Origin of the sequence: Vibrio sp. 1CM7H (assembly GCF_023161645.1) — a bacterium.
Taxonomy (GTDB): domain Bacteria; phylum Pseudomonadota; class Gammaproteobacteria; order Enterobacterales; family Vibrionaceae; genus Vibrio; species Vibrio diabolicus.
In genome coordinates, this window is record NZ_JALNTV010000001.1 from 24,724 (window position 1) to 48,429 (window position 23,706).

17 protein-coding genes are annotated in these 23,706 nt (G+C 45.1%); 4 read left to right on the plus strand and 13 right to left on the minus strand.

Translation table 11 applies throughout. The features are described from left to right. Positions 1-36: 36 nt before the first annotated feature. The 4 genes from MSG33_RS00140 to speA form a co-directional block, all read right to left on the minus strand. The gene (locus MSG33_RS00140) at positions 37-2,202 is read right to left on the minus strand and encodes a S9 family peptidase (protein WP_248379315.1); all 2,166 of its coding nucleotides are present in this window, start codon (positions 2,200-2,202) and stop codon (positions 37-39) included. Between the two features lie 310 nt (positions 2,203-2,512). Further along, positions 2,513-3,718, minus strand: coding sequence for a multidrug efflux MFS transporter EmrD (emrD, locus tag MSG33_RS00145; RefSeq protein ID WP_005393574.1), 1,206 nt, complete (start codon positions 3,716-3,718; stop codon positions 2,513-2,515). A 411-nt stretch (positions 3,719-4,129) separates the two neighbouring features. Continuing rightward, positions 4,130-5,050 (minus strand): agmatinase, encoded by a 921-nt coding sequence (gene speB, locus MSG33_RS00150; RefSeq protein WP_005393578.1) that lies wholly within the window; start codon positions 5,048-5,050, stop codon positions 4,130-4,132. 1 nt (position 5,051) lies between these two features. Further along, complete coding sequence (gene speA / locus MSG33_RS00155) at positions 5,052-6,962, minus strand: arginine decarboxylase (protein ID WP_248379316.1); 1,911 nt, start codon at positions 6,960-6,962, stop codon at positions 5,052-5,054. Positions 6,963-7,285: 323 nt separating this feature from the next. Here speA and MSG33_RS00160 point away from each other — a divergent pair, with 323 nt between their 5' ends. After that, positions 7,286-8,011, plus strand: coding sequence for an MBL fold metallo-hydrolase (locus MSG33_RS00160; RefSeq protein ID WP_005393582.1), 726 nt, complete (start codon positions 7,286-7,288; stop codon positions 8,009-8,011). Between the two features lie 66 nt (positions 8,012-8,077). Here MSG33_RS00160 and MSG33_RS00165 read toward each other — a convergent pair whose 3' ends face one another. The 4 genes from MSG33_RS00165 to MSG33_RS00180 form a co-directional block, all read right to left on the minus strand. Continuing rightward, positions 8,078-8,506 (minus strand): RimK/LysX family protein, encoded by a 429-nt coding sequence (locus MSG33_RS00165; protein WP_005393584.1) that lies wholly within the window; start codon positions 8,504-8,506, stop codon positions 8,078-8,080. Between the two features lie 62 nt (positions 8,507-8,568). After that, on the minus strand, positions 8,569-9,474 hold the full coding sequence (gene rimK, locus MSG33_RS00170) for a 30S ribosomal protein S6--L-glutamate ligase (protein ID WP_005393586.1): 906 nt from the start codon (positions 9,472-9,474) through the stop codon (positions 8,569-8,571). Between the two features lie 301 nt (positions 9,475-9,775). After that, positions 9,776-10,684: a LysR family transcriptional regulator gene (locus MSG33_RS00175; RefSeq protein ID WP_248379317.1), complete on the minus strand. Its 909-nt coding sequence runs from the start codon at positions 10,682-10,684 to the stop codon at positions 9,776-9,778. A gap of 529 nt (positions 10,685-11,213) precedes the next feature. Beyond that, entirely contained in the window at positions 11,214-11,459 is a 246-nt protein-coding gene (locus MSG33_RS00180) for a hypothetical protein (protein WP_248379318.1), read from the minus strand. A gap of 167 nt (positions 11,460-11,626) precedes the next feature. On the opposite strand from MSG33_RS00180, the gene MSG33_RS00185 reads away from it, so the two are divergent. After that, entirely contained in the window at positions 11,627-12,493 is an 867-nt protein-coding gene (locus tag MSG33_RS00185) for an AraC family transcriptional regulator (RefSeq protein WP_006741243.1), read from the plus strand. A gap of 631 nt (positions 12,494-13,124) precedes the next feature. On the opposite strand, the gene MSG33_RS00190 is transcribed toward MSG33_RS00185, so the two are convergent. Further along, positions 13,125-13,463: a 50S ribosome-binding protein YggL gene (locus MSG33_RS00190; RefSeq protein WP_005393599.1), complete on the minus strand. Its 339-nt coding sequence runs from the start codon at positions 13,461-13,463 to the stop codon at positions 13,125-13,127. Between the two features lie 266 nt (positions 13,464-13,729). Between MSG33_RS00190 and MSG33_RS00195 the strand changes: the two genes are divergently transcribed. Then, positions 13,730-15,766 carry a PhoX family phosphatase gene (locus MSG33_RS00195; protein WP_248379319.1) on the plus strand — a complete coding sequence of 679 codons (2,037 nt, stop codon included), beginning with the start codon at positions 13,730-13,732 and terminating at the stop codon, positions 15,764-15,766. 99 nt (positions 15,767-15,865) lie between these two features. Here MSG33_RS00195 and ascB read toward each other — a convergent pair whose 3' ends face one another. From ascB to MSG33_RS00210, 3 genes are all read right to left on the minus strand, one after another. Next, positions 15,866-17,257: a 6-phospho-beta-glucosidase gene (gene ascB, locus MSG33_RS00200; protein WP_085344219.1), complete on the minus strand. Its 1,392-nt coding sequence runs from the start codon at positions 17,255-17,257 to the stop codon at positions 15,866-15,868. A gap of 191 nt (positions 17,258-17,448) precedes the next feature. Beyond that, complete coding sequence (locus tag MSG33_RS00205; RefSeq protein WP_006741246.1) at positions 17,449-18,576, minus strand: conjugal transfer protein TraF; 1,128 nt, start codon at positions 18,574-18,576, stop codon at positions 17,449-17,451. Between the two features lie 213 nt (positions 18,577-18,789). After that, complete coding sequence (locus tag MSG33_RS00210; RefSeq protein WP_248379321.1) at positions 18,790-20,862, minus strand: ATP-binding protein; 2,073 nt, start codon at positions 20,860-20,862, stop codon at positions 18,790-18,792. A 169-nt stretch (positions 20,863-21,031) separates the two neighbouring features. Here MSG33_RS00210 and MSG33_RS00215 point away from each other — a divergent pair, with 169 nt between their 5' ends. Next, positions 21,032-22,381, plus strand: coding sequence for a sigma-54 dependent transcriptional regulator (locus MSG33_RS00215; RefSeq protein WP_248379323.1), 1,350 nt, complete (start codon positions 21,032-21,034; stop codon positions 22,379-22,381). A gap of 45 nt (positions 22,382-22,426) precedes the next feature. On the opposite strand, the gene MSG33_RS00220 is transcribed toward MSG33_RS00215, so the two are convergent. Next, on the minus strand, positions 22,427-23,635 hold the full coding sequence (locus tag MSG33_RS00220; RefSeq protein WP_199804177.1) for a diguanylate cyclase: 1,209 nt from the start codon (positions 23,633-23,635) through the stop codon (positions 22,427-22,429). Between the last annotated feature and the right edge of the window lie 71 nt (positions 23,636-23,706).

A 23,706-nucleotide genomic window follows, 5' to 3' on the forward strand; every position in this document is an offset into this window, starting at 1 on the left:
ATTTTTGTTGTTAGAGATGCAGTTCTATTAATACGCTTATTTTTTATCGAGTAAATCGAGGAAGAAGGCGTACTCTAACGCATCTTCTTTCAAGCGCTTAAATCGACCAGATGCGCCGCCGTGTCCGGCTTCCATATCGGTTTTGAACAACAAGACGTTATCGTCTGTCTTCATTTCACGAAGTTTGGCGACCCACTTCATTGGTTCAAAGTACTGTACTTGAGAGTCGTGCAAGCCAGTCGTTACCAACATGTTTGGGTAGTTTTGCGCCTTGATGTTGTCGTAAGGCGAGTAACTCAACATATAGTCATAGTATGTTTTGTTATTTGGGTTACCCCATTCATCATATTCATTGGTGGTCAATGGAATTGATTCATCGAGCATGGTGGTTACCACGTCCACAAACGGAACATGAGCGCCGATACCGCGATACAGTTCTGGTGCTTGGTTGATGACAGCCCCCATTAAGAGACCACCTGCAGAGCCACCAACAGCGAAGACTTTATCTTTCGCGCCATAGCCTTGTTCAACCAAACCTTTAGTCACATCAATAAAGTCGTTGAATGTGTTTTGCTTGGTGAGTTTTTTACCATCTTCATACCAAGGACGGCCAAGCATTTCAGATCCACGGATATGAGCGATGGCGTAAACAAAGCCGCGATCCAATAGACTTAAACGTGCCGAGCGGAAAGTTGGCTCAATGGTTGCTCCATAAGAGCCATAACCATATTGGTAGACTGGATTCGTACCATCCTTCTTAAATAAGTCTTTACGATACACCAAAGAAACGGGTACTTCTTTACCGTCACGGGCTGTGATCATAATGCGTTCTGATTGGTAATTGTCAGGATTAAAATCACCAAGTACAGGTGTTTGCTTCATGATTTCTGACTCGCCCGTTTTTAGATCGAAATCGTAGTAGGTTCCTGGAGTGGTTAAACTGCTGTAATAAATACGAACTTTCTCGTTATCCAGCTCTAGGTTACCTGTCAAATAGGCTGCAAACGCATCGTCATTAAATGTGAGGGGGAATTCTTTTCCTGTTGAGAGCTGACGTACAGTGACACTTGCTAGGCCGTTAGAGCGCTGCTCATAGACGAGGTGATCATCGAATAGCTCGAAGTCGACAAGTTGAGTGTTGTCGTCTGCGGCAATCACGTCTTGCCACTTAGAGCGATCGTGCATCTCTTCTTGCTTAACTTTCATCAAACGGAAGTTCACGGCTTGATAGTTGGTATAAATGTAATACCAATCGCCTAGCTTAGAAATGCTGTATTCAATGCCATTTTCACGAGGATAAAAAGGCTTCGCCTTTGCTTTAGGGTTGTTCGCATCGATGATGGAGACGCCGCTGGTTTCTGTACTGGAATGCCAGATATAAATATCTTCGCCATCTTTGCTTTTGCTTAGTGAGGTGTAATAGGCGCTGTCGGTTTCTTCAAAAATCAACTCATCACTGCTTTGTGGCGTGCCTATAACATGGCGATACACTTGGTAGCCCAGCAAGGTCTGTGGATCTTTTTTGATGTAGTAAAATGCGTTGTTATCGTTCTGCCATGCAATCGCGCTTGAGGCGCCTTCGATTTCATCTTGCAGGTAATTGCCTGTTGTCAGGTCTTTGATCTTAAGAGTGTAAACGCGGCGGCTTAATGTATCTTCGCCATACGCCAGTAAGTTTTCATTCGGACTGACGTACAAGCCGCCAATACTGAAGAACTCATGTTCTTTTGCAAGTTCATTGACATCTAAAATGACTTGCTTGTCTTTGCCTGCAAAATCTTTCGCTCGAAGATGAACTTCATACTCGTTATCTCCGGTCACTTCACTAGAGTAGAAGTAGTTGCCTTTACGCACAGGAACGGAGTTGTCGTCTTTTGCTATGCGACCTTTAATTTCTTCAAATAGCTCATTTTGAAGAGCTTCAGTGTGCTTGAGAACGGTTTCCGCATACTGATTTTCTTGCTCTAGGTGCTGCAAAATTTCCGGATCTTTACGTTCGTCGTCACGCATCCAGTAGTAGTTATCAACGCGAGTATCACCATGAATAGTCATCGCGTGAGGGACTTTTTTCGCAACCGGAGCTTGAGTTTGTTGAGCAACGATCTGTGATTGGGAGTATTGAGTCATGCTGGGAGTTCCTTGATTGCTGCATCCGGCGACAAGCGCGACCGAGACGGCCAACGTAGTTAAAGTGAAACGCATCTGTTTTTGTCCTTATTATACGCCCAAGTGGCCTCATCCTGAGGGCTGGGCTTTCATTTCGTTAGTGGTTTTCAGTTGTCCATTCTTTATTATGGGGTGTGCCGAAAAAGTGAGAATTCTCAATATTTCCGAGTTGGCTACTCAATTTGAAGGGAGCTGAAAACACATTGTGTAAGCAGCTGTTATTTTTAACAAATATCAATTCGAAAGTTAAATCATTCTCATCGGTAAATCGATATAGTGTGATATGAAAAAGGGACGCACTAGTTTAGTGTGTCCCTTTTGGATTTTGAACGTTAGTCGATAATGATCAGATGACTTGCGGCACTTCGTTTGAGTGGTTGTGCGCTCGATTTACCCACATGAGCCCAAGCATTGCAATTACCGACATTGCCATCATCAAAACACCTAGTGGCATCTGGTTATGCGCTGGAAATAGTGATGCAAGCAAGGTCGCAATACCTGCTCCCAAGTTTTGCATGCCACCCAATGTCGCGCCTGCTGTTCCTGCATGGTATGGGAATGGCGCAATTGCTCCGGTTGTTGCGGCTGGGAATAGGATACCCGCACCCAAAAAGTACACGGTTGCGCCACCAACCAGCGTTAACGCCGTGGTTAAACCAAACAAGCCAGGGATGAGCACAATAGCAGAGCCAACAAAAATCGATACCAAGCCAACATTTAAAGCACGACGCTCAGAGCGACGCTGCGCGATGTAGCTAGATAAGCCCGCACCCACCAAGTAACCAGGGATTGGCAAGATAAACAGCAAACTTACTGTGGTCGCTGGTAATGCCAATACACCACCTAGCAATACCCCAGCTGCTGCCTCGAACACACCTACGCCAGCAAACGTCGCAACTAGGCAGATCAAAAAGCCTTGGAAGCGGCGATCTGATAAAACGTGTTTGTAGCTTTTGGCTACTGGTTCGAACTTGCGTTTCTCTTTTGGTAGCGTCTCCATCATGCTGGTCATCATGGTAATCACCACTGCAATGCCAAACAGCGCTAAGAATAGGTAGCTAGAGCGCCAGCCAAACGCTTCGGTTAAGTAGCCGCCAAGCACGGGAGCCAACAATGGTGAGAAAATCACACACATGCTGATTAAGCTATTTGCTCTGTGTAGCTCAGAACCTTCAAAGCAGTCGCGAGTCAGAGTACGTGACATCGCACCACCGCAGCCAATACCTAAACCTTGGATGAAACTACCAATCAAGAACCATTCAAATTGGTGTGCAAAGAGCGCCACCAATGTACCTACGATGTAGATAAGTAGGCCTGCTATGATGATTGGCTTGCGACCTAAGCGGTCCGATAACGTACCGTACACGAATTGCGATAAGCCATATGGAATTAGGTAACAAGCCATCACAGCTTGAAGTGATGACGCAGACACCAAAAACTCACCCGCCATATGACCGATTGAAGGCACGTACATTGTTTGGGTCATTTGACCCACGGCAGTCAATATTGCGATTAAAAAGGTAAGTTTCGCTAATGGAAACGAAGCAGACATTTGCGTATCTCTCCAAAAAATTTAAGACGTAAAAACCCTTAGCGCTCTAATGCAGAGTGCCAACAGACTTTTGGTGTTACGGGGCTATTTGCGCGAGATATTAGTCTTTGCGTGTACAATTAGCAATCGAAAAGTGTGAAGTTGAGCAAGATAAAAATCTATAATATGCATTAGAAAAACTAATCTTTATTTGCATTCGGAAATAGGCTGCTTTTCTTTGTTGAATTACGTTAAATTTCTTATTTGTTGTGAATGTAAACTCACTTATAGGTCATTGGTTTTTATGGTTAAAATCGAGGGGAGAAGAATTGTTTTGGTTAGCCAGAGCAAGACATGGTTCGAACGAAGAAAAGACTGGAGAAGGCACCATGAACAAAAAGGGAGCCGAAGCTCCCTTAGAAATGATTATGTTTATTCGCGGCCAGATGCGTATGCGTAAAGCATTTCTAGCGCGATGGTTGCTCCTGCTAATGCGGTAACATCACTGTGGTCGTACGGAGGCGATACTTCTACAACATCCATACCCACAATATTCATACCGGCTAAGCCACGAATGATCTTCAGTGCTTTGTCTGAGTTCAAGCCACCACAAACGGGTGTACCTGTTCCTGGTGCGAAGGCTGGGTCCAAGCAGTCGATGTCAAAAGTAACATACACTGGCTTATCTGCGACGGTACGACGAATCTCTTCTAAGATCTCGTTCACCGACATGTCATTCGCCTGCATCGCATTAATCACATTAAAGCCGTGATCCTGCTGTTTGTATTCAGTACGAATACCGATTTGTACGGAGTTCTTCGCAGAGATCAAGCCTTCTTTCGGCGCATGGTAGAACATTGTACCGTGGTCGTATGAACTGCCATTTGCGTAGGTATCCGTATGAGCATCAAAGTGAATCAGAGCCATTTGACCATGATGCTTCGCGTAGGCACGCAGGATAGGCAGTGTGATGAAGTGGTCACCGCCCAATCCCAACATGGTTTTACCGCTTTTTAGAATTTCACTGGTTGCCGCCTCTAGACGGTAAGTGAAATCTTCCGCATCACCGCAATCGAACACGAGATCGCCCGCGTCGATCACTTTCAGCTTATCCAATACGTTGAAGTCCCACGGGAACTTCTTACCTTCCCATGCCAAGTTGACTGAGGCACGGCGAATCGCATCTGGCCCCATGCGCGCGCCAGGACGACCAGATGTAGCCATGTCCAGAGGAACCCCTAGCACCACAACGTCTGCGTCTGCCGATACCGGATTACGAATGTACGGTAGACGTAAAAACGACATAGAGTTGGAGTAAAGCGAATAATCGGTTTTAGTAAACAAATCATTCATATCAGAAGTCCTCTAAATAGGTGTATCCCGCTAGACCTTGTTCTAGTTCTGCTAGGATTTGTGCTTGTTCATTGGCTTCAACTCTTTGGGAAACCAATTGTTTGTAATTGTCACGAATCGCATCCACGTCGATATGAACGTAGCGCATCATGTCTTCTACACTATCACCTTCATTGATGTAACTGATCTCAAATTGACCGTATTCATCAACATTGACTACTGCACTGTGGGTGTCACCAAATAGGTTGTGCATGTCACCAAGGATTTCTTGGTATGCGCCTACTAGGAAAAAGCCCATTAGGTACGGTTTGTCTTTGCTCCAAGCTGGTACGGGTAGCGTGCTCTCGATGCCTTGACCATCAACGTAGTGATCGATCGCGCCATCAGAGTCACAGGTGATGTCCAACATTACCGCACGACGCTCTTCCGCATCGCCAAGACCAGAAAGTGGCAGAACAGGGAACACCTGATCAATACCCCAAGCATCTGGTAGAGATTGGAAGAGAGAAAAGTTCACGAAGAACTTATCTGCAAGACGTTCGTTCAACTCGTCCAGAATCGGACGGTGGAAGCGATTTTTAGTGCTCATCTTGCGGCTTAGTTCGAAGTAAATGCGCAGTGACAGTTGTTCTGCCCACGCACGTTGCTCCAAGTTAAGCACGCCAGTTGCGAATTGAGAGTGTACCTCTGCCAAATCACTTTGGGTATCGTTGTAGATCTCAATTAACGCGCGAGCGTCGGTACCATCTTGTAAGTTTTCCCAGTTTCGCCACATGTTTTGTAGCAATAGTGGAGCATCTGCGCCAAGTTCATGCACTTCTTCCGGTTGGTATGTTTCTGTACCAATTACGTTAGAAATCAACACAGCGTGGTGCGCTGTTAGTGAACGACCGGATTCAGAAATGATCACTGGCATCGGTTGTTCGTATTGCTGGCACACGTCGCCCACTGTGTTGACGATATTACGTGCGTACTCTGCAAGGCCGTAGTTCATCGAGTTCGATGATTGGCTGCGTGTGCCGTCGTAGTCGACTGCCAAACCGCCGCCTACATCGAAGTATTCGATGTTTGCACCCAGTGCGCGCAGTTCGCAGTAGAAACGTGCAGACTCATTCACACCATTACGTACATCACGGATGTTTGCCATCTGTGAACCAAGGTGGAAGTGAACCAGTTGCATCGCATCTAGGTTGCCTTCGCGTTTCAGACGATCAATAACGCTGAGCACTTGCGATGCAGACAAACCAAACTTCGATTTTTCACCGCCACTTGCTTGCCATTTCCCCGCACCTTGAGAGGCGAGGCGAATGCGCAAACCAAGGCGCGGTTTTACGCCCAAGCTTTTCGCTTCTTCTAGCACCAGATCCAGCTCAGAAAGCTTCTCTAGTACGATGAATACTTTGTGACCTAGCTTTTCACCGATCAGTGCAAGACGCACATACTCACGGTCTTTATAGCCGTTACACACGATCACGGAGCTGCCTTGTTGAGCCAATGCAAGTACTGCCAACAATTCTGGCTTGCTACCCGCTTCAAGACCAAGCTGTTTGGTTTCTAGTTGAGCTTGGCTCGCTAGAATTTCATCCACCACTTCACGTTGTTGGTTTACTTTAATTGGGTACACCAACAGGTATTTGTTTGGATATTGGTATTCTTCAATTGCTTGGTTGAAAGCGTGGCAAATTCCATGCACACGTTGGTGCACGATTTGCGGGAAGCGCACTAATACAGGCAGATTTAACTGCTTCGCTTCTAGCTCATTTACAATGGCACTGAAAGGGATTTGATGTGCACGATCACTACGAGGTGATACGTAAACCTCGCCTTGGTCATCAATACCGTAGAAACCTTGGCTCCAGTAGTGAACGTTGTAGTCCGCGCGGATGCGGTCTAATTTAGTTGCTTTTTCCAACTCTATTCTCACAAAAATGTACTTAAGTCCTTAATTAACTAGAAGGAAAAGTACAAAAAAGCAAATCATGAGGCATTAACCTCATACCCTGACACGAACTCCGTGTGCGCGCATTAACGGATAAAAGTGCCGCTGAGTCTAATGATTAAAATCTATCATCTCGATTATGATTTCTTGTCGTGCGCTGATGTGAACATTTGTTTACCAGAGCGTCCATTCAGCTGTTATAGTTGGTCTGACCAGCATGGAAGCGGTCATGAAAAATCTCACTCAAATAAGGACATATTTTGCAGCTGCACAGAATTCAGGGATACATTCAGACCATGTATCTCGCCGAATATCCCGATAAATTAATGTTGCTTGATGGTGCAAGTCGAGCAGATATCCCTCACCTTAAAGATTTTATTGAACATCAACTCCATCGTCCTTTTTCTGACCTAAAGTTGGTCGTTGTAACTCACATGCATCCAGACCACGCTGGTGGCGCACACAAACTGCGTGATTTAACTGGATGTAAGCTATTGGCCGCAAAGCGAGAGAGCCAATGGTATAGCGGTGTAGATGGTTGGCTAATGCATTTGACCGATTTGATGTTAGCGCGCTGGATGGCGAACCGGATGCGTAAACCAAAGCAAAACCTGTGGTATTCGCGCAAGTTAAAGCCCGATATCGAACTCATCGATGGAGAGTGTATTCCGGGGTTTGATGATTGGCAGGTACTAGAAACGCAGGGACATACCGATAGAGATTTGTCGGTTTATCATTCTGAACAAGATGTATTGTATGTGGCGGATTTGATGGTGCAGGTTAAGAAACACCTGATTGCGCCGTTTCCCATATTTCATCCAAACCAATATCGCCAATCATTAAAGCGTGTGTTTGAGATGGATCCGCAATGTTTGCTTTTGGCGCATGGGGGAGAGGTGACTTTTGATGAGAAAGCGTATCAGCACATTCTGCATACTGCGCCGACTAAGCCGATGACCCATTGGCGCGTCACAAAGGTTAAAGCTAAGGGCTTGTTGTTTGCGCTATTTAGTAGGAAGTAGACGAAGATAAAGCTAGACGAGTGATGCTCAACAAAAACGTTCGATCACTCATCTGAAGCTACGGGGTTAAGATGCCAATAAATGAGATTGGCTAGGGTCGACCAGCACTTTGTCTGCCATGCCCTGACGACCTAACAGCATCATGTAAGTCATTTTTTCACGGTTGGTCAACGTAATGTCGATTGGCCATTGTTTGTCACCCATGCGCAGCATGGTGGTGATAACGCAGCGATGCTCAAAGGTACCGTTTGAAGATTTCACTTTACGGTTTGCCTTTAGCTTCGCTGTGCAGCGAACCACTTGTTCTAAATGATAAACATCCGGGTGCAGATCGAATGCAACGTAAGACTGACCATCTTTTTCAAAGCAATCAATGTTATCTACATGCAATGAAGATGTTTGTGCGCCCGTATCAATGCGCGCTTCAAGGTGAGTAATCCCTAACTCAGGTAAGCAAATAGCTTCGGCGTTCCCAATGATCATTTTCTGATTCATAGTGTCATCCTAGCGATGAGTAATACGAGAGCCTACTAAGCAGGCTCTCACTCAAACAATTATCAACCTTTACCACGAGTACGGTTTGCGTGTGGTTTTGCGTTTTTCTCGATAAAGTCGAAAATCATACCAGCAACGTCTTTTTCTGTAGCGAGCTCGATACCTTCAAGACCTGGTGAAGAATTCACTTCCATTACCACGGGGCCGTTTTTAGATTGAAGGATATCTACACCGCATAGGTTTAACCCCATGACTTTTGCCGCGTTAATCGCAGTAGCGCGTTCTTCTTTGCTTAGTCGCACTAACTGTGCAGAGCCGCCGCGATGTAAGTTAGAGCGGAACTCGCCTTCTTTCGCTTGGCGCTTCATCGCTGCAATCACTTTATTACCGACAACAAAGCAACGTATGTCAGCGCCTTTAGCTTCTTCGATGAACTCTTGCACCATGATGTTTGCTTTCAACCCCATGAATGCTTCGATCACGCTTTCTGCTGCTTTGTTGGTTTCAGCAAGCACAACACCGATGCCTTGAGTTCCTTCTAGTAATTTAATCACTAGAGGTGCGCCACCAACATTTTTGATCACGTCCTGAATGTTATCAGGGTGGTGAGCAAAGCCAGTGCGCGGCAAGCCGATGCCTTTACGCGATAACAGTTGCAACGAGCGTAATTTGTCACGAGAGCGGCTGATCGCGACCGATTCGTTGACACAAAATGTGCCCATCATTTCAAACTGACGTACAACCGCGGTACCGTAGAATGTGATGGATGCACCGATGCGAGGAATCACAGCGTCGTATTGTGGCAATTCTTCACCCTTATAGCGGATCTTAGGGTTGTTGCTCGTAATGTCCATATAACAGTGCAGAGTATCGATGACGTCTACTTGATGTCCACGCTCTTCACCTGCCTGTTTTAGGCGCATGGTTGAATATAAATTCTCATTACGAGAGAGAATAGCAATACGCATGGCAATTCCTTAGTAAGTCAGTACCAAATTAAAAATATAAGTATAGAGTATAGAATGCAGCAGGTATGTGATATTTAGGTGATATTACCTACTGACTTCAACGATTTAGATGTGTGGTTGGACAACCACTTCGTTAGAGGTGCGCACCTTAGGTTTTTTTCTCGCGAGAAGAAAACGAAAAAAACTCGTTGTTACGACAAAAATAATTTGTTGAATCATCGGGCATTCCCTGCGTTGTAAGCTGGAAGTTGTCTGTGGGCTTTTTTAAGCAAACGGATTACAACGAGTTTAAAACGTTAGGCTATTCTGTAGTTTGTTTTGAGTTTGTGATGACGTCCAATAACACATCTTTAATTGTTTGATAGCGCAGTGGCAGAACACGACTGCGTTTGCGAACTAAAAATAACTCTTCACACACGGTGTTTTTCAGTTGTGCGATGTGCAAGGTATCTTTTTGTGGGAAGTTGTCGACAGCACTTTGAGGCAGCACGGTGAAGCCGAGTCCTTTACTCACAGGTAGTAAAATTTGGCTTAATTGATTCACGTAGCCGGATAATGGTAAATCGCTCATCTTAATTTCTTGGAGCTCTTGTTCCGCGCATTGGTCAAAAAACAGCGTCATGTAGTGCTTGGCATCAGGATGGGCAATGACACCACAGTCGTGCAAGAGTTGTGGTGTTATCTGCTTTTCGCGGTATTGATTAGGTAGGACTAAGCACAACTGCTCCTTACCAATTCTTTCACTGTGAAATAAACCTTTGTGAGGAACATCAGTTACGATACCAATATCAATGCTCCCTTCCGTTATTGCATTGAGAATCGAGTGATTGGGTGCGGCTTCTAAATGCAGCGATAAGCCTGGGTGCTGTTTTTGCTTTTCTAAAAGAGGGCCATACAGCATCAATGCCATTGCGCCAGAACAGGCCAGTTTACAGTGACCTGAAAATGCATCATCAAAACTGAGTTCTTCGAGCAACGCTTTCTCTCTTTCTTCTAACTCCAGCGCGTAGGCGTAAACAATCCGACCTTGCTCTGTTAATTCGAAGCTTTTGTTTTCACGTTTGATCAGCGCATGCTGACAACTTTGCTCTAACTTTTTGATGTGTTGGCTGACACCAGGTTGGGTCATAAAAAGTTTTTCTGCCGTTTGTGTGAAATGACCGACTTTAATCAATGTCTTAAATGTATGTAACCAAACAGGATTAAGCATAATGTGAGATTTGCTGTGAGCTTGCTGAAAGACGTAGAGAAAATGATAGCACGGCACGAAATAAATCGACGCAAGAGAATTAGGTGCCTAGCGAATAATAAATAGCAGACAAAATAAAACCCCGCCTGGTTTCCCAGACGGGGCTTATTCTCTTTCGCAGCAATCCGGCTACTATAGGTGCTCCCTGCATCTATCCTTGATTGTGGTTAAGTCCTTTAACCGAGTTCCTTGTTCATCGCCTTCCTAGCGGTGTCCATTCTTGCCTATCATCCTGACGGGCGAACTCTATCCTAGAGCTTAACTACGTCCTTGCTGATAACTCATCCTAAGCTACCAAATCTTCATCCTGAAGATACCTAGTCCATTAGGCTTTTTTCCTGTTCCCGCCAACATCCTGTCGACACAATCAGTATTGATGTTTTGCTGATTACTCTCAATTAGCTAGGTAAAAAAACTTTGGCAGTGAATATTGTTTGAAATAGTATAAGTTATAATTTTCAATGGTTTATGTTAATTTTTCGATTTTATCTTAGTCAGTGATGGTCGTTTTGCTTACATTGCTTGTGAGAGATGTCGCACAAGGTGTCGAGCAAATGTCCGAATTGGTGTCGTTTTCATCCTGTTTAAGAATTTGCTCAAGATCACAACTCGATTTGTAGCCGTAAAATTTAGCGATAGTGTTAGGTGGAATTTCCATTTCTTTGATGGTGAATGTTGCCCATTCATCACGTGTTTTGTGCAGGGCTTGGCGTAGCTTGACAGTGAAGTGACTCATGAAAGCCTCCTTAGTTATCTTGTCTTTCAAGGCAACAATAAGGAGCGTGACGACACAAAGTTGATAGTATGCCGCTTAATATCAATACTATTTCGGCGTGATGAAGATTAAGCTGGCAATACTGATATTATTTGAGCGTGAAACAATACTATTTTGTGGAGTAGCCAATGGCACACATCGAAAAAGTACCACAAAGACCAGGTTTTTCTTGGCGCTATCGTCGCATTGATGAGCCAGAAAAAGAGTACGATCTCCATTTTCACGATGATGTGTTTGAATTAGTCATCCATCGCCACTTCACTGGCAGTTTGCATATTGGTCATCACGAATTAGAAGTGACTCACAACCAAATGCTATTGATCGCTCCAGGTGTGCCTCACTCTATTCATTCCACATTGGTTGAGAGCAAGTGCGAGACTCATGTAATCTGGTTTAAGCGTGAGTGGATTGCCAATTTGATGTTCTATTGCGCAGAGCTTAGAAAGCTTGATCCGCTTTTAAAAGCGGCCAACAAAGGTGTGGTGTTTTCTGAGCGGACAGCTCAGCACGTTGTGGATCTTCTGCATGAGCTCATGACGTTTCCTGCAATGGAGCAACTCTCTAGATTTCTCCATGTTTTGTCTCTGATTGCTCACGATGAAGGAGCGAAAACACTGATGACTCACTCTTATTTATCGATGAGTGAACACGAATTACAGGAAAGAGAACGAGTGGCAAGTGTCAACGCGTATCTCGAACAGCACTTTGCTAGCAAAGTGACACTCGCGAACTTGGCGAACCATTTATCACTGAGTGACAGTGCGGTCACAAGATTGTTTCAAAAGCACTTTAAAGAGCCGTTTAGCCAACGCCTAATGAAATTGCGGATCAACCATGCCGCAGATTTGCTGCAATCAACGCCTTTGCCGATTGGAATTGTGTTTGAGAGAGTAGGGTATCGAAACCAAGCCCTGTTTAATCGTCACTTCAAAACGTATAAAGGGCTTACGCCACGCGAGTACCGCCAGCAATATCAGCAGCGAATCCAGCCTTAATTGGGTTGCACACAACTGCGATCACGAACGCGAAAAGAGTTGCTCGGTTGAAAGTGATGGGCAATTGATATCTTACTTGCAAAATTTTTCAGGAATCATTATTAAGATTCAGTGACAGATAATATAGGGAACTTGATTGCCATTTTTCTGTCATATCTGGTGAGTAAGTTAACCGTGTCAGAGAGATAATACGCCGTTTACTAGCCAAAGATGACTGCAAGAAATCGGTAATTATCATTATGTTGTGAAATTGGTCACGGTTAAATAATTGGTTCCCTTATAGATTTAAGGGGATTCGACCTTAGACAATAAGCTCCATAAGGAGCGTTACTTATATAAGATGAGGGATTTTACTATGAAAAAGACTAGAAGAGCTCAGCTACATCGTGTGCGTATTCAATACTGGAAAGACACGAAAGACGCACCAGCTAAAAAATCATAGTTAATGATACCTAAAGGCACGAGCTGGCAGTGGAACGCCGTTTCCCGCTGATTGCCAGCTCAAAAACGCCACAATCACATTCACTCCGCACAACCTCCCAGCACTCTACTTTTACTATCACACACTTCCAAAAGTAAAAAAGCCAGTCCGGAGACCAGCTTTTTATTATTGTTAGTATGACTCTGTTACTTACAGGTAGTTTGCGTCAACCAAGTCGCCAGCTTTTGCGCTTTTCACTTCTGGACGTGCTTCTAACCATGCAATAACTTGTGCTTTTTGCTCTTCAGTAGCACTGCCGTAACGGTCAGTAGAGCATAGGAAGCCTTCAAACAGTTCTAGACCACCGCCGCCGAAGCAAAGGCCAAGCCCATCAATGTAGTCGATAAAGTCATCAACGAATGCATCGTAACGGTCGAAGTCGTTGATGTCTGTTTCACAGCTGATCTCGAAACCTAGGATTGCGAACTCACCTAAGAACAGCTTTTTACGGATACGACGGCTCTTGTTATCGATCTTGTCTAATTTCATGATTATCTCTCGTAGATGATTTGAATTCGTACACCTTATACCTTCTATCACACTTTAGCCCAAGTAAAATCAGAATGAAGCGATACAGTTGGTGATTATGTGACCAAAACTTAATTGCTCAATTGGTAACGCTGCTGAGTTTGCTGCACTGCTGAAACACAAGTTTCATATGTTTTAAGCACTTTTGTCATTTTTCTTCTCCAAACTTCTTGCCGTTCAACTAATCACTTATTTATTAATTAAACTATAAGATCGGGAAAGTAAAAATGAGCAAGGAAACCTTTGACGCGACGCGTTATAACCAAAGTGAAAACAAACCATTTGAAGAAGTATTAGAAGCGAGCCTATCTCGACGCAGCATTCTAAAAGGTGGTTTAGGTATCAGTGCGATGACAGCGTTTGGTGCTTTCGGATTGGCTGGTTGTAATTCGTCTGACTCAGGAAGTACAGTAAGCAGTGGCTCGGGCGTATCTAAAGCCGTTCTTAACTTTGAATCTATCCCTGGCTCACTCACTGACGCCGTTTCAATTCCACAAGGCTACACCGCACAAGTATTGGTACCTTGGGGAACACCACTTAATGCACAAGGCAGCGCATGGCAAAATGATGGTACCAACACCAGTACCGATCAGTTAAATGCGCTAGGCATGCACCATGACGGCATGCATTTTTTCCCATTGAACGATAGCACCACAGATGGCTTGCTATGTATTAACCACGAGTATATTGATACATCAGCACTGCATCCAAACGGTCCGACGGTTGAAAATGGCGTACGTACCATTGTAGATGAAGTGCGTAAAGAGATTAACGCGCACGGTGTGTCAGTGGTTCGTATTCAGCTTGAAAATAACATGTGGAAGCTAGTCGATACTGATCCACTAAACCGCCGTTACACTGGTGCGACAGCAATGGACTTATCTGGCCCAGTGGCGCACACGTCACTAACCGTCACTCGTTTCTCGCCAGATGGTAGCCAAGCACGTGGTACGTTAAACAACTGTGGCAACGGCTATACGCCGTGGGGCACGTACTTAACGTGTGAAGAGAACTGGCCAGGTTACTTTGTTAATGCCGGGACTCGTACAGAAGAACAAGATCGCATTGGTGTTGATGACCAAAGCACACGCTACTTGTGGGAAACACTTGCAGGAAATGCAGAAGAGCGTCTCGATGAGTTCTCTCGTTTTAACGTGGCTCCAACAGGAGCAAGTGCAATGGATGATTACCGTAATGAAGCCAATGGTCACGGTTACATCGTCGAAATTGACCCTTACACGCAAAACTCGCGTGCGAAAAAGCGTACTGCACTAGGTCGTTTCCGTCACGAAGGCTGTACGTTTGGTAAGCTTGAAGAAGGCAAACCAGTGGTATTCTACTCTGGTCACGACTCTCGCTTTGAGTACCTATACAAATTTGAATCTGCGGCATCGTGGGATCCTGCAGATGCAAACTCGGAAAACCGCCTAGCGACAGGCGATAAGTACATGGACGAAGGCACACTGTATGTGGCGCGCTTCAATGAAGATAGCACAGGTACTTGGTTGCCGTTGACTCTTGATAGCGTAACAAAATCTGGTGGTACGTTAGCGGATCACTTTAACTCATTGGCTGAAATTATCATTAATACGGCAGGCGCGGCTGACCTCGTTGGGGCAACCCCAATGGATCGCCCAGAGTGGTGTACGGTTGATCCATTCACAGGCTCGGTTTACTTAACATTGACGAATAATACGCGCCGTACTGATGAAACCAATCCTGCGAACCCACGTTTGAACAATAAGTTTGGTCACGTTATTCGTTGGGATGAAGGGGCTTCAGCTACAGACTTTACTTGGGATATCTTTGTCTTTGGTTCGCCAGCAAATGGTGATGCAGATACCAACCGTTCTGGCCTGAATGAGCTAAACCAGTTTGCTAGCCCTGACGGATTAGCGTTTGATGGCCGTGGTATTTTGTGGATTCAGACCGATAACGGCGCAGATGAAGTTACGTCTTACACTAATGATCAAATGTTGGCCGTTGTGCCATCTAAGCTAACAGATGAGAATGGTGACCAAGCAGTGATTGGTGCGGATAACCAAGCGGAGCTTAAACGCTTCTTTGTTGGACCAAATGGTTGTGAAGTGACAGGCTTTACTATCAGCCCTGATTACAAATCATTGTTTGTGAATATTCAGCACCCAGGCAACTGGCCATACAGTGAAGATGCCGCCGAAGAAACGCCTGCTGGTGTTTCTGTGCGTCCACGAGCTGCGACGGTTGTCATTCGACGTGAAGACGGTGGAGAGATTGCAGTTTAATCTCTAAATGCATTAACACCTTAAAATTCAAGCCCTGCAAATGCAGGGCTTGATGGTTTAGGCGAATGCCCAGTCGCACTTTATATCCAGACAACAGGCTTAGCTTTTCAATGAACCGCCTGAAGTACGAATCACGTCTTGATACCAGTAGAAGCTCTTCTTGCGTTTACGTTCTAGCGTTCCTTGCCCATCATCATGACGATCGACATAAATATAACCGTAACGCTTGCTCATTTCGGCTGTTGAGTTAGCCACCAAGTCGATTGGCCCCCAGCTGGTGAAGCCCATCAACTCAACGCCATCAAGAATCGCTTCGTGTGCTTGAACCAAATGATCATTAAGGTATGAGATTCGATAATCGTCTTGGATTTCCCCGTTTTCATCGAATTCATCACGAGCGCCTAAGCCATTCTCGACGATAAATAGCGGTTTTTGGTAACGATCGTGAAGGAAGTTAAGCAAAACGCGCAGGCCTTTTGGATCGATCAACCAGCCCCATTGGCTCTTCTCAAGATATGGGTTTGGTACGCTATCGACGATGTTACCCACTTCCTTCTGTTTCGGGTCCGCACTTGCACAGCCACTTGCGTAGTAGCTGAATGAGATGAAATCGACACTTGCCGATGCGATCTCTTCTAAGTCGCCTTCTTCCATCTGAATTTCAATGCCATTTTCACGGAAGTAACGCTTCATGTAGCCAGGGTACTGACCACGTGTTTGTACATCACCGAAGAACAACCACTTGTTGTTTTCATGCATGGCGGCTAACACATCATCAGGGTTGCAGGTGTATGGGTAGTTGATTGCGCCAAGCAGCATGTTACCAATCTTGCCGTTTGGTACGATTTGCTGACACAGTTTTACCGCTTTCGCGTTTGCGACTAGCTGGTGGTGAATCGCTTGATAAATGTCTTGTTCACTGGCGTCTTCTTGCAAGCCCACTCCCGTAAATGGCGCATGCAGTGACATGTTGATTTCGTTGAACGTTAACCATAGCTTCACTTTGTCTTTGTAGCGTTCCAGCACGGTTTTAGCGTAACGCTCGAAAAACTCGATCACTCGACGATCGCCCCAACCACCATAATTCTCAACCAAGGCGTAAGGCATCTCGTAATGAGAAAGCGTCACAAATGGTTGCATATCGTGTTTGGCTAGCTCATCAAAAATTTTGTCGTAAAACGCCAGTCCTTCTTCGTTTGGCTCAAGCTCATCGCCATTAGGAAAAATACGACTCCAAGCGATGGACAAGCGCAGGCAGGTGAATCCCATCTCTTTAAACAGGGCAATATCTTCTGGATAGCGATTGTAGAAATCGATCGCAAGATCTTTGATGCCAGGCGTTCGTTCTTCACGCGTTTGATGCGGGCTTAGAATGCCGTTTGGCAACATATCTGATGTTGATAAACCTTTCCCCCCAAGGTTGTATGCCCCCTCTACCTGGTTTGCCGCAATGGCACCACCCCAAAGGAAATTATCTGGAAACTTAATCATGTTTCTCACTCTTTATATCTAGGAAATGTTTGTGGATTTATTGCTTGAGAATAGTGTAGGAGACATCTCGATACTTGTAGCGAGATCGTATTTTTATCAGTTCATCACCAAACGTCAGTAATGATAAACATTGAGATATAGGATGGTTGTTAATAATGCCAACCTAAGTGAATCTAGGTTGGCATTCGTATTCAAAACGTAAATGCTAAATTCGCCGCCGCGCCAAACTGGTTATCGCCAGCGTAAGACCCAGCGAGGTCTACACTGATCACATCAAAAGGACTGATGCCAATGCCACCTGTCACCGAGTTATCGAGATTATTTTCTAGGTCAACTTCATAACCAGCGCGGAGTTGCGCCCATCCCCAAGCATTCCCCTCGATACCAACTCGAATAAACTGGGTGTCATCGTCGAGCTCTTTAAAGCGCTTTTGTTTGGTGAGATCGGCGTCTAGGCTCAGAGCGACATAGTCCCCGACATAGCCGATACCAAGGGTCGCTTGTGGCGTGAGTTCGTAGGTATAGTTGCCTAGTTTTGTTTCTATATCTTGCTCGAAGACGTCTTTTAACGAGAGACCAGCTCTAAATGCGTTGTGATACCAAGCGACCCCAAGATCCATATTGAACGTGTTCTTTGATACTTCACTTTTGTCGTAATCCTCGATATCAAAGTCATCTAGTGTTGTACGCTGCGTATAGGTTTTAAGTTGTTGGTATTTGGGCGTAATACCAAATGCGAATTGCTGCCCACCTATCGTGTATGCGCGAGCTAAGGCAACGCCATATTCCGCACTACCGAAAGCCGCTAGGTCGACGGCAGAATTGAGGTATCGATCTGCGGTGTTTGTTGAATCTGAGATATCGGGTGCCGCAAGTATCTCCACATAACCAGCGCTAAAAAGGTTTACCGACATGTAGCGTGTCGGAATCGCAATCGCGAGGCTCAGACCTCCGTTAATGACGACTGGAGCACTCTTATCTAATTGATCGAGTAGTCGATTAAGTTCGGCTTCGTTCGCAGGTGTGGGAATGCCCTGAATACTATCGTAAAGGTCTTGAACATCATCAACGGCTGATAAAGCTTCATCCTCATCGTGAATATTGACGCCGAGAGCAGGAATGAGTAGGCCGATATCGTCATTTTCTCGATAGAGAGCGCCTAGGGCTGGGTTGTGTAGAGGAGCGGTTAAATAGTCAGCGGAAACGACGCCTGTATTTCCCATTCCGTGACTTCGAGCGTCTGCTGCGTAAGGTGCTGCAAAAGCGTGAGGTGATAAAATAAAAAGCGCCCCTGTTGCTGCTAAAGTTAGTTTTCTCATAACGCATCCATTCTTACTTTAAATAATTACTTATCAATAAATTAGATGGTGGGAGCTAAAACTTGGTGTCAACCACCAAAAATTGTGCTGATGAATAGCATGTGGCGATTCATCAAGTTAAGCGTAGGTTAGGCAACTCGCTTTATAAAGTTGATTAAGATTTATTGCTCTTTAATTGCGTGGAGAAAAGCTGGAGAGGTGGATGGCGTTGGATTAGCTACGATGAGGAGCGAGCTCAAACATTAAGGTGAAGGACATGCCTTTATCAGCGTTGAGCTGCGCACTGATTTTCCCTTGCATATCTCGCATATTGTTGGCGGTGATGGAAAGTCCTAACCCCAGTCCTTCACCAATTTTTTTACTGGTTTGGAAAGGCTCGAACATGGTATCGAGTTGGTCTGAAGGTACCCCACACCCATTATCACTTACCACGACCTCAACATTATCGGTAGTGGGTGTAACGGCAATCATTAACTGGGGATCTTGGGTCTCTTTCATCGCATCTAATGCGTTGGAAATTAGGTTGCCGAGCACTTGTTGTAGGCGTTGCTCTTCACCAATGATATTGGGTAAATCGTTGGGAATGCGTACCCGAACATCTACCTTCGCGAGTTGAGATTGATAGACGCGTAGCGTCTCTTCTAAAGCGTTTGTCAGCGATATCTCGTGCAGTGTTTCTGGTTTATTGTAGGCAAACGTTTTTAGCTGACTGGTCATGCTTGCCATGCGGTCAATCAACTTTTGAATTAACTTGTTATTGGCTTTCATCATGTCTGTTTGTCCACGTTCTGCTAGCAACTCGTTGGTGGTTAAAAGGGTACGCAGGCCAGTCAATGGTTGGTTTAACTCGTGGGTAATCGCGCTCGACATTCTGCCCAATGCTGCCATTTTGCTTGATTCAATCAATTGCTCTTGGGCTTGTTTTAAAGCTTGAGTTCGCTCTTCCACCCTTTGAGCTAGCTCTTGGTTAATCAGCTGCAGCGATTGTTCCGCTTTTTTACGTTTGCTAATGTCGATTAAGGTAGCAAGAAAATACTGCTCACCGTGCCATGGGAAGCTAGTGAGTGAAAAGAGTACAGGAAATACGCTGCCATCACTGCGTCGCGCCATGGTTTCTACAGCGCTAATCTCTGCCAGTTCCTTATGCTTTGGCAGATCTCTAAGCAAAGTGAGTGTGGTTGAATTTGAATTACCTGCATCAAATAACTCCCAAGCGAAGGTATGACGATTCACACTTTCAGGAAGACAAAAAAGGCGTTTTGCCATTGGGTTGAGGTCGAACAATAGACCTTGTTCGTCAATCAACAACAAACCAACATGTGTTTTATTGATCATCTGTTTAAGTCGGCGTTGCGATTCTTCTAGTAAGGCTTGAATACGCTGCTGATTGAGATGTTTTTGTCGACGCTGTAAACCAATGATCACCAATAGAATAAGGAGCAGGAGGAGCGCTGCGATGCTCCATCCAATGACACTAATCGTTTGCTGAACAGGCTTGGTCGGAATAAGGTAACTGACAAACCAGTTTAAGTCGTCCAGCTTTACTGTGTGTGCAAAGTAGCGCTGCTGATTGAGAGTCCAGAAATGAATCACCGTATTGTCATACAGCGTTTGAGTTTCGACTTTGACTTGGTTATTCGGTTCATTAAACCAGTCGGCGTTATAGTTTGTGCTGCTGGAGAGGAAGAAGCGTTGATGGCGATTTTGTAGCGTGATGATGTCTTGGCTGGTGATGGTCTGCTCCGTTAGCAAACTCAGGTTGATTTGAACAACAACGATGCCCGCTATCTCCAAACCATCAAAAATTGGTGCAGAGAGGTAGTAAAGCGGACTAGAACCTTTTGTTTTATTCACCAGTGAGACGCCTTCTCCCTGACGTTGTATTTGTTCGACAATTGCACGGCGGTCAGAGCGGCTGAACCGTTCATCGATCAGACTCGATACCAACACTTCTCCCGAGGTTGAAAGTATCAACCAACCCTCTGTATTCGCGGCTTTATCGAGCTGTGTCAGTTGTGCTTGAAGTGGCTCATAGTAGTTTAAATTGCCTTTCACAAACGCAATTGTTTCTGGGTTATTCGTGACGAGATAGGGAAGGTGATAGAAACGTTTTAATGCTCGGCGGACTTCACCAATGTAGTCGAGGAGTTTCTGTTGTGCTTCTTGTTGAGTTTGGACGCTCAGCCATTGATGGGCCACCTCTCGGCTAGCACCGTAGAAAAAGATCACCAGCGCACTGATCAATACGGCGGTTAGCCACATTTTCCCATTCTTAGTGCGCTGCATTCGGACTCCGTTTGGCTGAATATAGTTATCGTAGTTGGTAGTGAAAGAGTGCGCTTAACTGATTGGATGTTAAAGAATTGTGATTAAGAAGTGGGATCTAGCTCCTTTTCTATAGCATGGTTTTTGCTAACTTTAGCAAAGACTTCTATCACCGATCAGGCAGTAACTCATGACTTTTGACGACATTCCGCGTATCGCCCTAATTGAAGATGATGACATCGTTCGTCAAGCAACAAGCCAATGGCTGCAATTGGCGGGGTTTGACGTCACAGCTTTTAGCTCGGGGGAGGAAGGCAAAACCGCCATTCTGAACCAAGAGTTTGATGCGATAGTTAGTGATGTTCGTTTGCCAGATGTTGATGGAATTTCAATTTTAGAGAGCCTTATTGCGAATCACATTCCAACACCAATGATACTAATTACTGGTCATGGTGATGTGGATATGGCGGTGAATGCGCTACAAAACGGCGCGTTTGATTTTATTGAAAAACCTTTCCAGCCGGAGCGTTTGTCTCAACGTGTGACAGATGCGGTCGAGAGCCATCGCGCGCAAACATCGACGCTTCACCGCCAAGAGTATCTAGCTAGCGTGAGTGGTTTAGAAGAGGTGCTCATTGGTCAAAGTCGAGTGATGCAGCAATTACGCGAGCAAGTTGCGAAACTGGCGAAAATCGATACTAACGTGATCATTTACGGCGAAACAGGTTGTGGTAAAGAGCTGGTGGCGACCAGTTTACATAATGAAAGCCAAAGAAAACCTCATCACTTTGTGCCGATAAACTGTGGTGCGATTCCAGAACACCTTTTCGAGAGTGAGTTGTTTGGTCACGAAGCTGGGGCGTTCACTGGTGCAAACAAACGACGCATCGGCAAGTTGGAATACGCCGATAAAGGCACGTTGTTTTTTGACGAGATAGAAAGCATGCCGTTGTCGATGCAGGTGAAAGTGCTGCGAGCGCTTCAAGAGCATACTGTTGAAAGAGTGGGGGGGAATCAGCAGATCGGCGTTGATTTACGAGTGATCGCGGCGGCGAAAGAAGATCTCAATGATCATGAAGAGTTTCGGCAAGATTTATACTATCGGCTCAACGTCGCGCAGATTTATTTGCCGCCACTCAGGGAGAGAGAAGAAGATTCACTGATTTTGTTTGAGCACTTCACCTTGCAAACTAACCCTGAAACCCGACCATTGAGTGATGCCGACAGAAACGCAGTGCTTTCCTATGCTTGGCCTGGGAATGTTCGAGAGCTGCGAAACGTGGCTATGCGTTTTGCTTTGGATGAAACGGTATCCGTGATGGAAATTCTCTCTAGCCGTCCTTCGTCAACCACGGAGGAGACGCAAGTGGGTGTTCCACTGGTTATTCAATTACATAATTTTGAGCGCAAGGTGCTGCATGATTCATTGGTCAGGCATCACGGACGCATTAATGAGGTGATGCAGGAGTTGGATTTACCTCGTCGAACTTTGAATCAAAAGATGCAAAAGTTTGGTTTAAATCGTTCTGATTATACTTAACGCAATTTTTAAGCTGACTTACCGCTATGGGCGTCACAAATATGATTATGCGCTCTTTGAGGGAGTTGGGACAAACTTATAAGTTAGGCCTTTCCCTTCTCCAAACAAGGTGACTTGGTTTCTGCCCGTATGTTTAGAGCTATACAGCGCTTCGTCTGCTTCAGCAACGACCTCGTGAAGCGATTGTCCCTCAGATAACTCACTGATTCCAAAGCTCATGGTGATCTCATTTTCGAATGACTGCAGTGAGGCTTCTGTTTCTACCGCTAGGCGAATTTGCTCGGCAACAATTTTGGCTCGGTGTGCTTTTTCAAGTAAAACAATCATGAACTCATCACCACCAAATCGTACTGTGCAAGCTGACTCCGGGAGGTGTTTCTTAAAGATAGCGGCAATCGTAGCCATGACGGAATCGCCTACCGTATGGCCATAATGATCATTAATCGCTTTGAACTCGTCCATGTCGGTCATGATGATGCTTATTGATTGCTTCCGTTTGTGCGCTTGATTAACAAGGTTTGGAACAATTTCTTCCATCGCGCGACGATTATGAAGCCCTGTGAGGGCGTCTAAATGTGAGAGATCATTGATTGACTGTATCAAGCGGCCATTAATTAGCCACAACATGCTAAAGCTCATAGCGACAATCAGACAGATGCTAAGTAAAAACGTCATCTGGTGGATAAAACCTGCGGTCATAAAATTTGGCACTTCATTGGCGAAAGCGCTCCAAAGTGCTCTGAAGCCCATAAAAATACTGAAGCAAAAGAAGGAGCACGCCATCACTATGGTTGGGAGTTTTTGGTCTTGCTTGGTGCCTTTCAGCATGGCGATCCCACTAAAAAACGTAACGATGCAGATATAAACACTTAAGTAAATGATACGGCTTTTAATTGAATGGTCATGGAAGGTGAAATAATAGAACGAACCGCTGAAAATGGGCGTTAAAAAAGCGAGTGAGTGGGCCAGTTTTAGAGGGAATTGACGAAAAATGCTCACGCTGTAAAGCGTAAGCAAGAAGCCGATTAATATGAGCGTATTAGCTATGACGATGGTAAGCCAATCTGGTGCGGAGCCTCTAAATCCCAGTAAAAAAGGCCCAAAGCCAATAAATAACAGCGAGAGAGAAAAAGTCTTTAAGCCTTTGATTTTTTTCTGTGTGTATTGGTAACAAAGTAGACTGATTGAGTAAATGCAAGAGAACAGAATAACGATAAAGTTGAGCGTTCTGATGTCTAAATACTGATTGTCCATAAGCGCTCCACATCAATCCATAGTTCAGGCAACTCCTTTGCCTGATATCAATAAGCGAACTACATATTAAC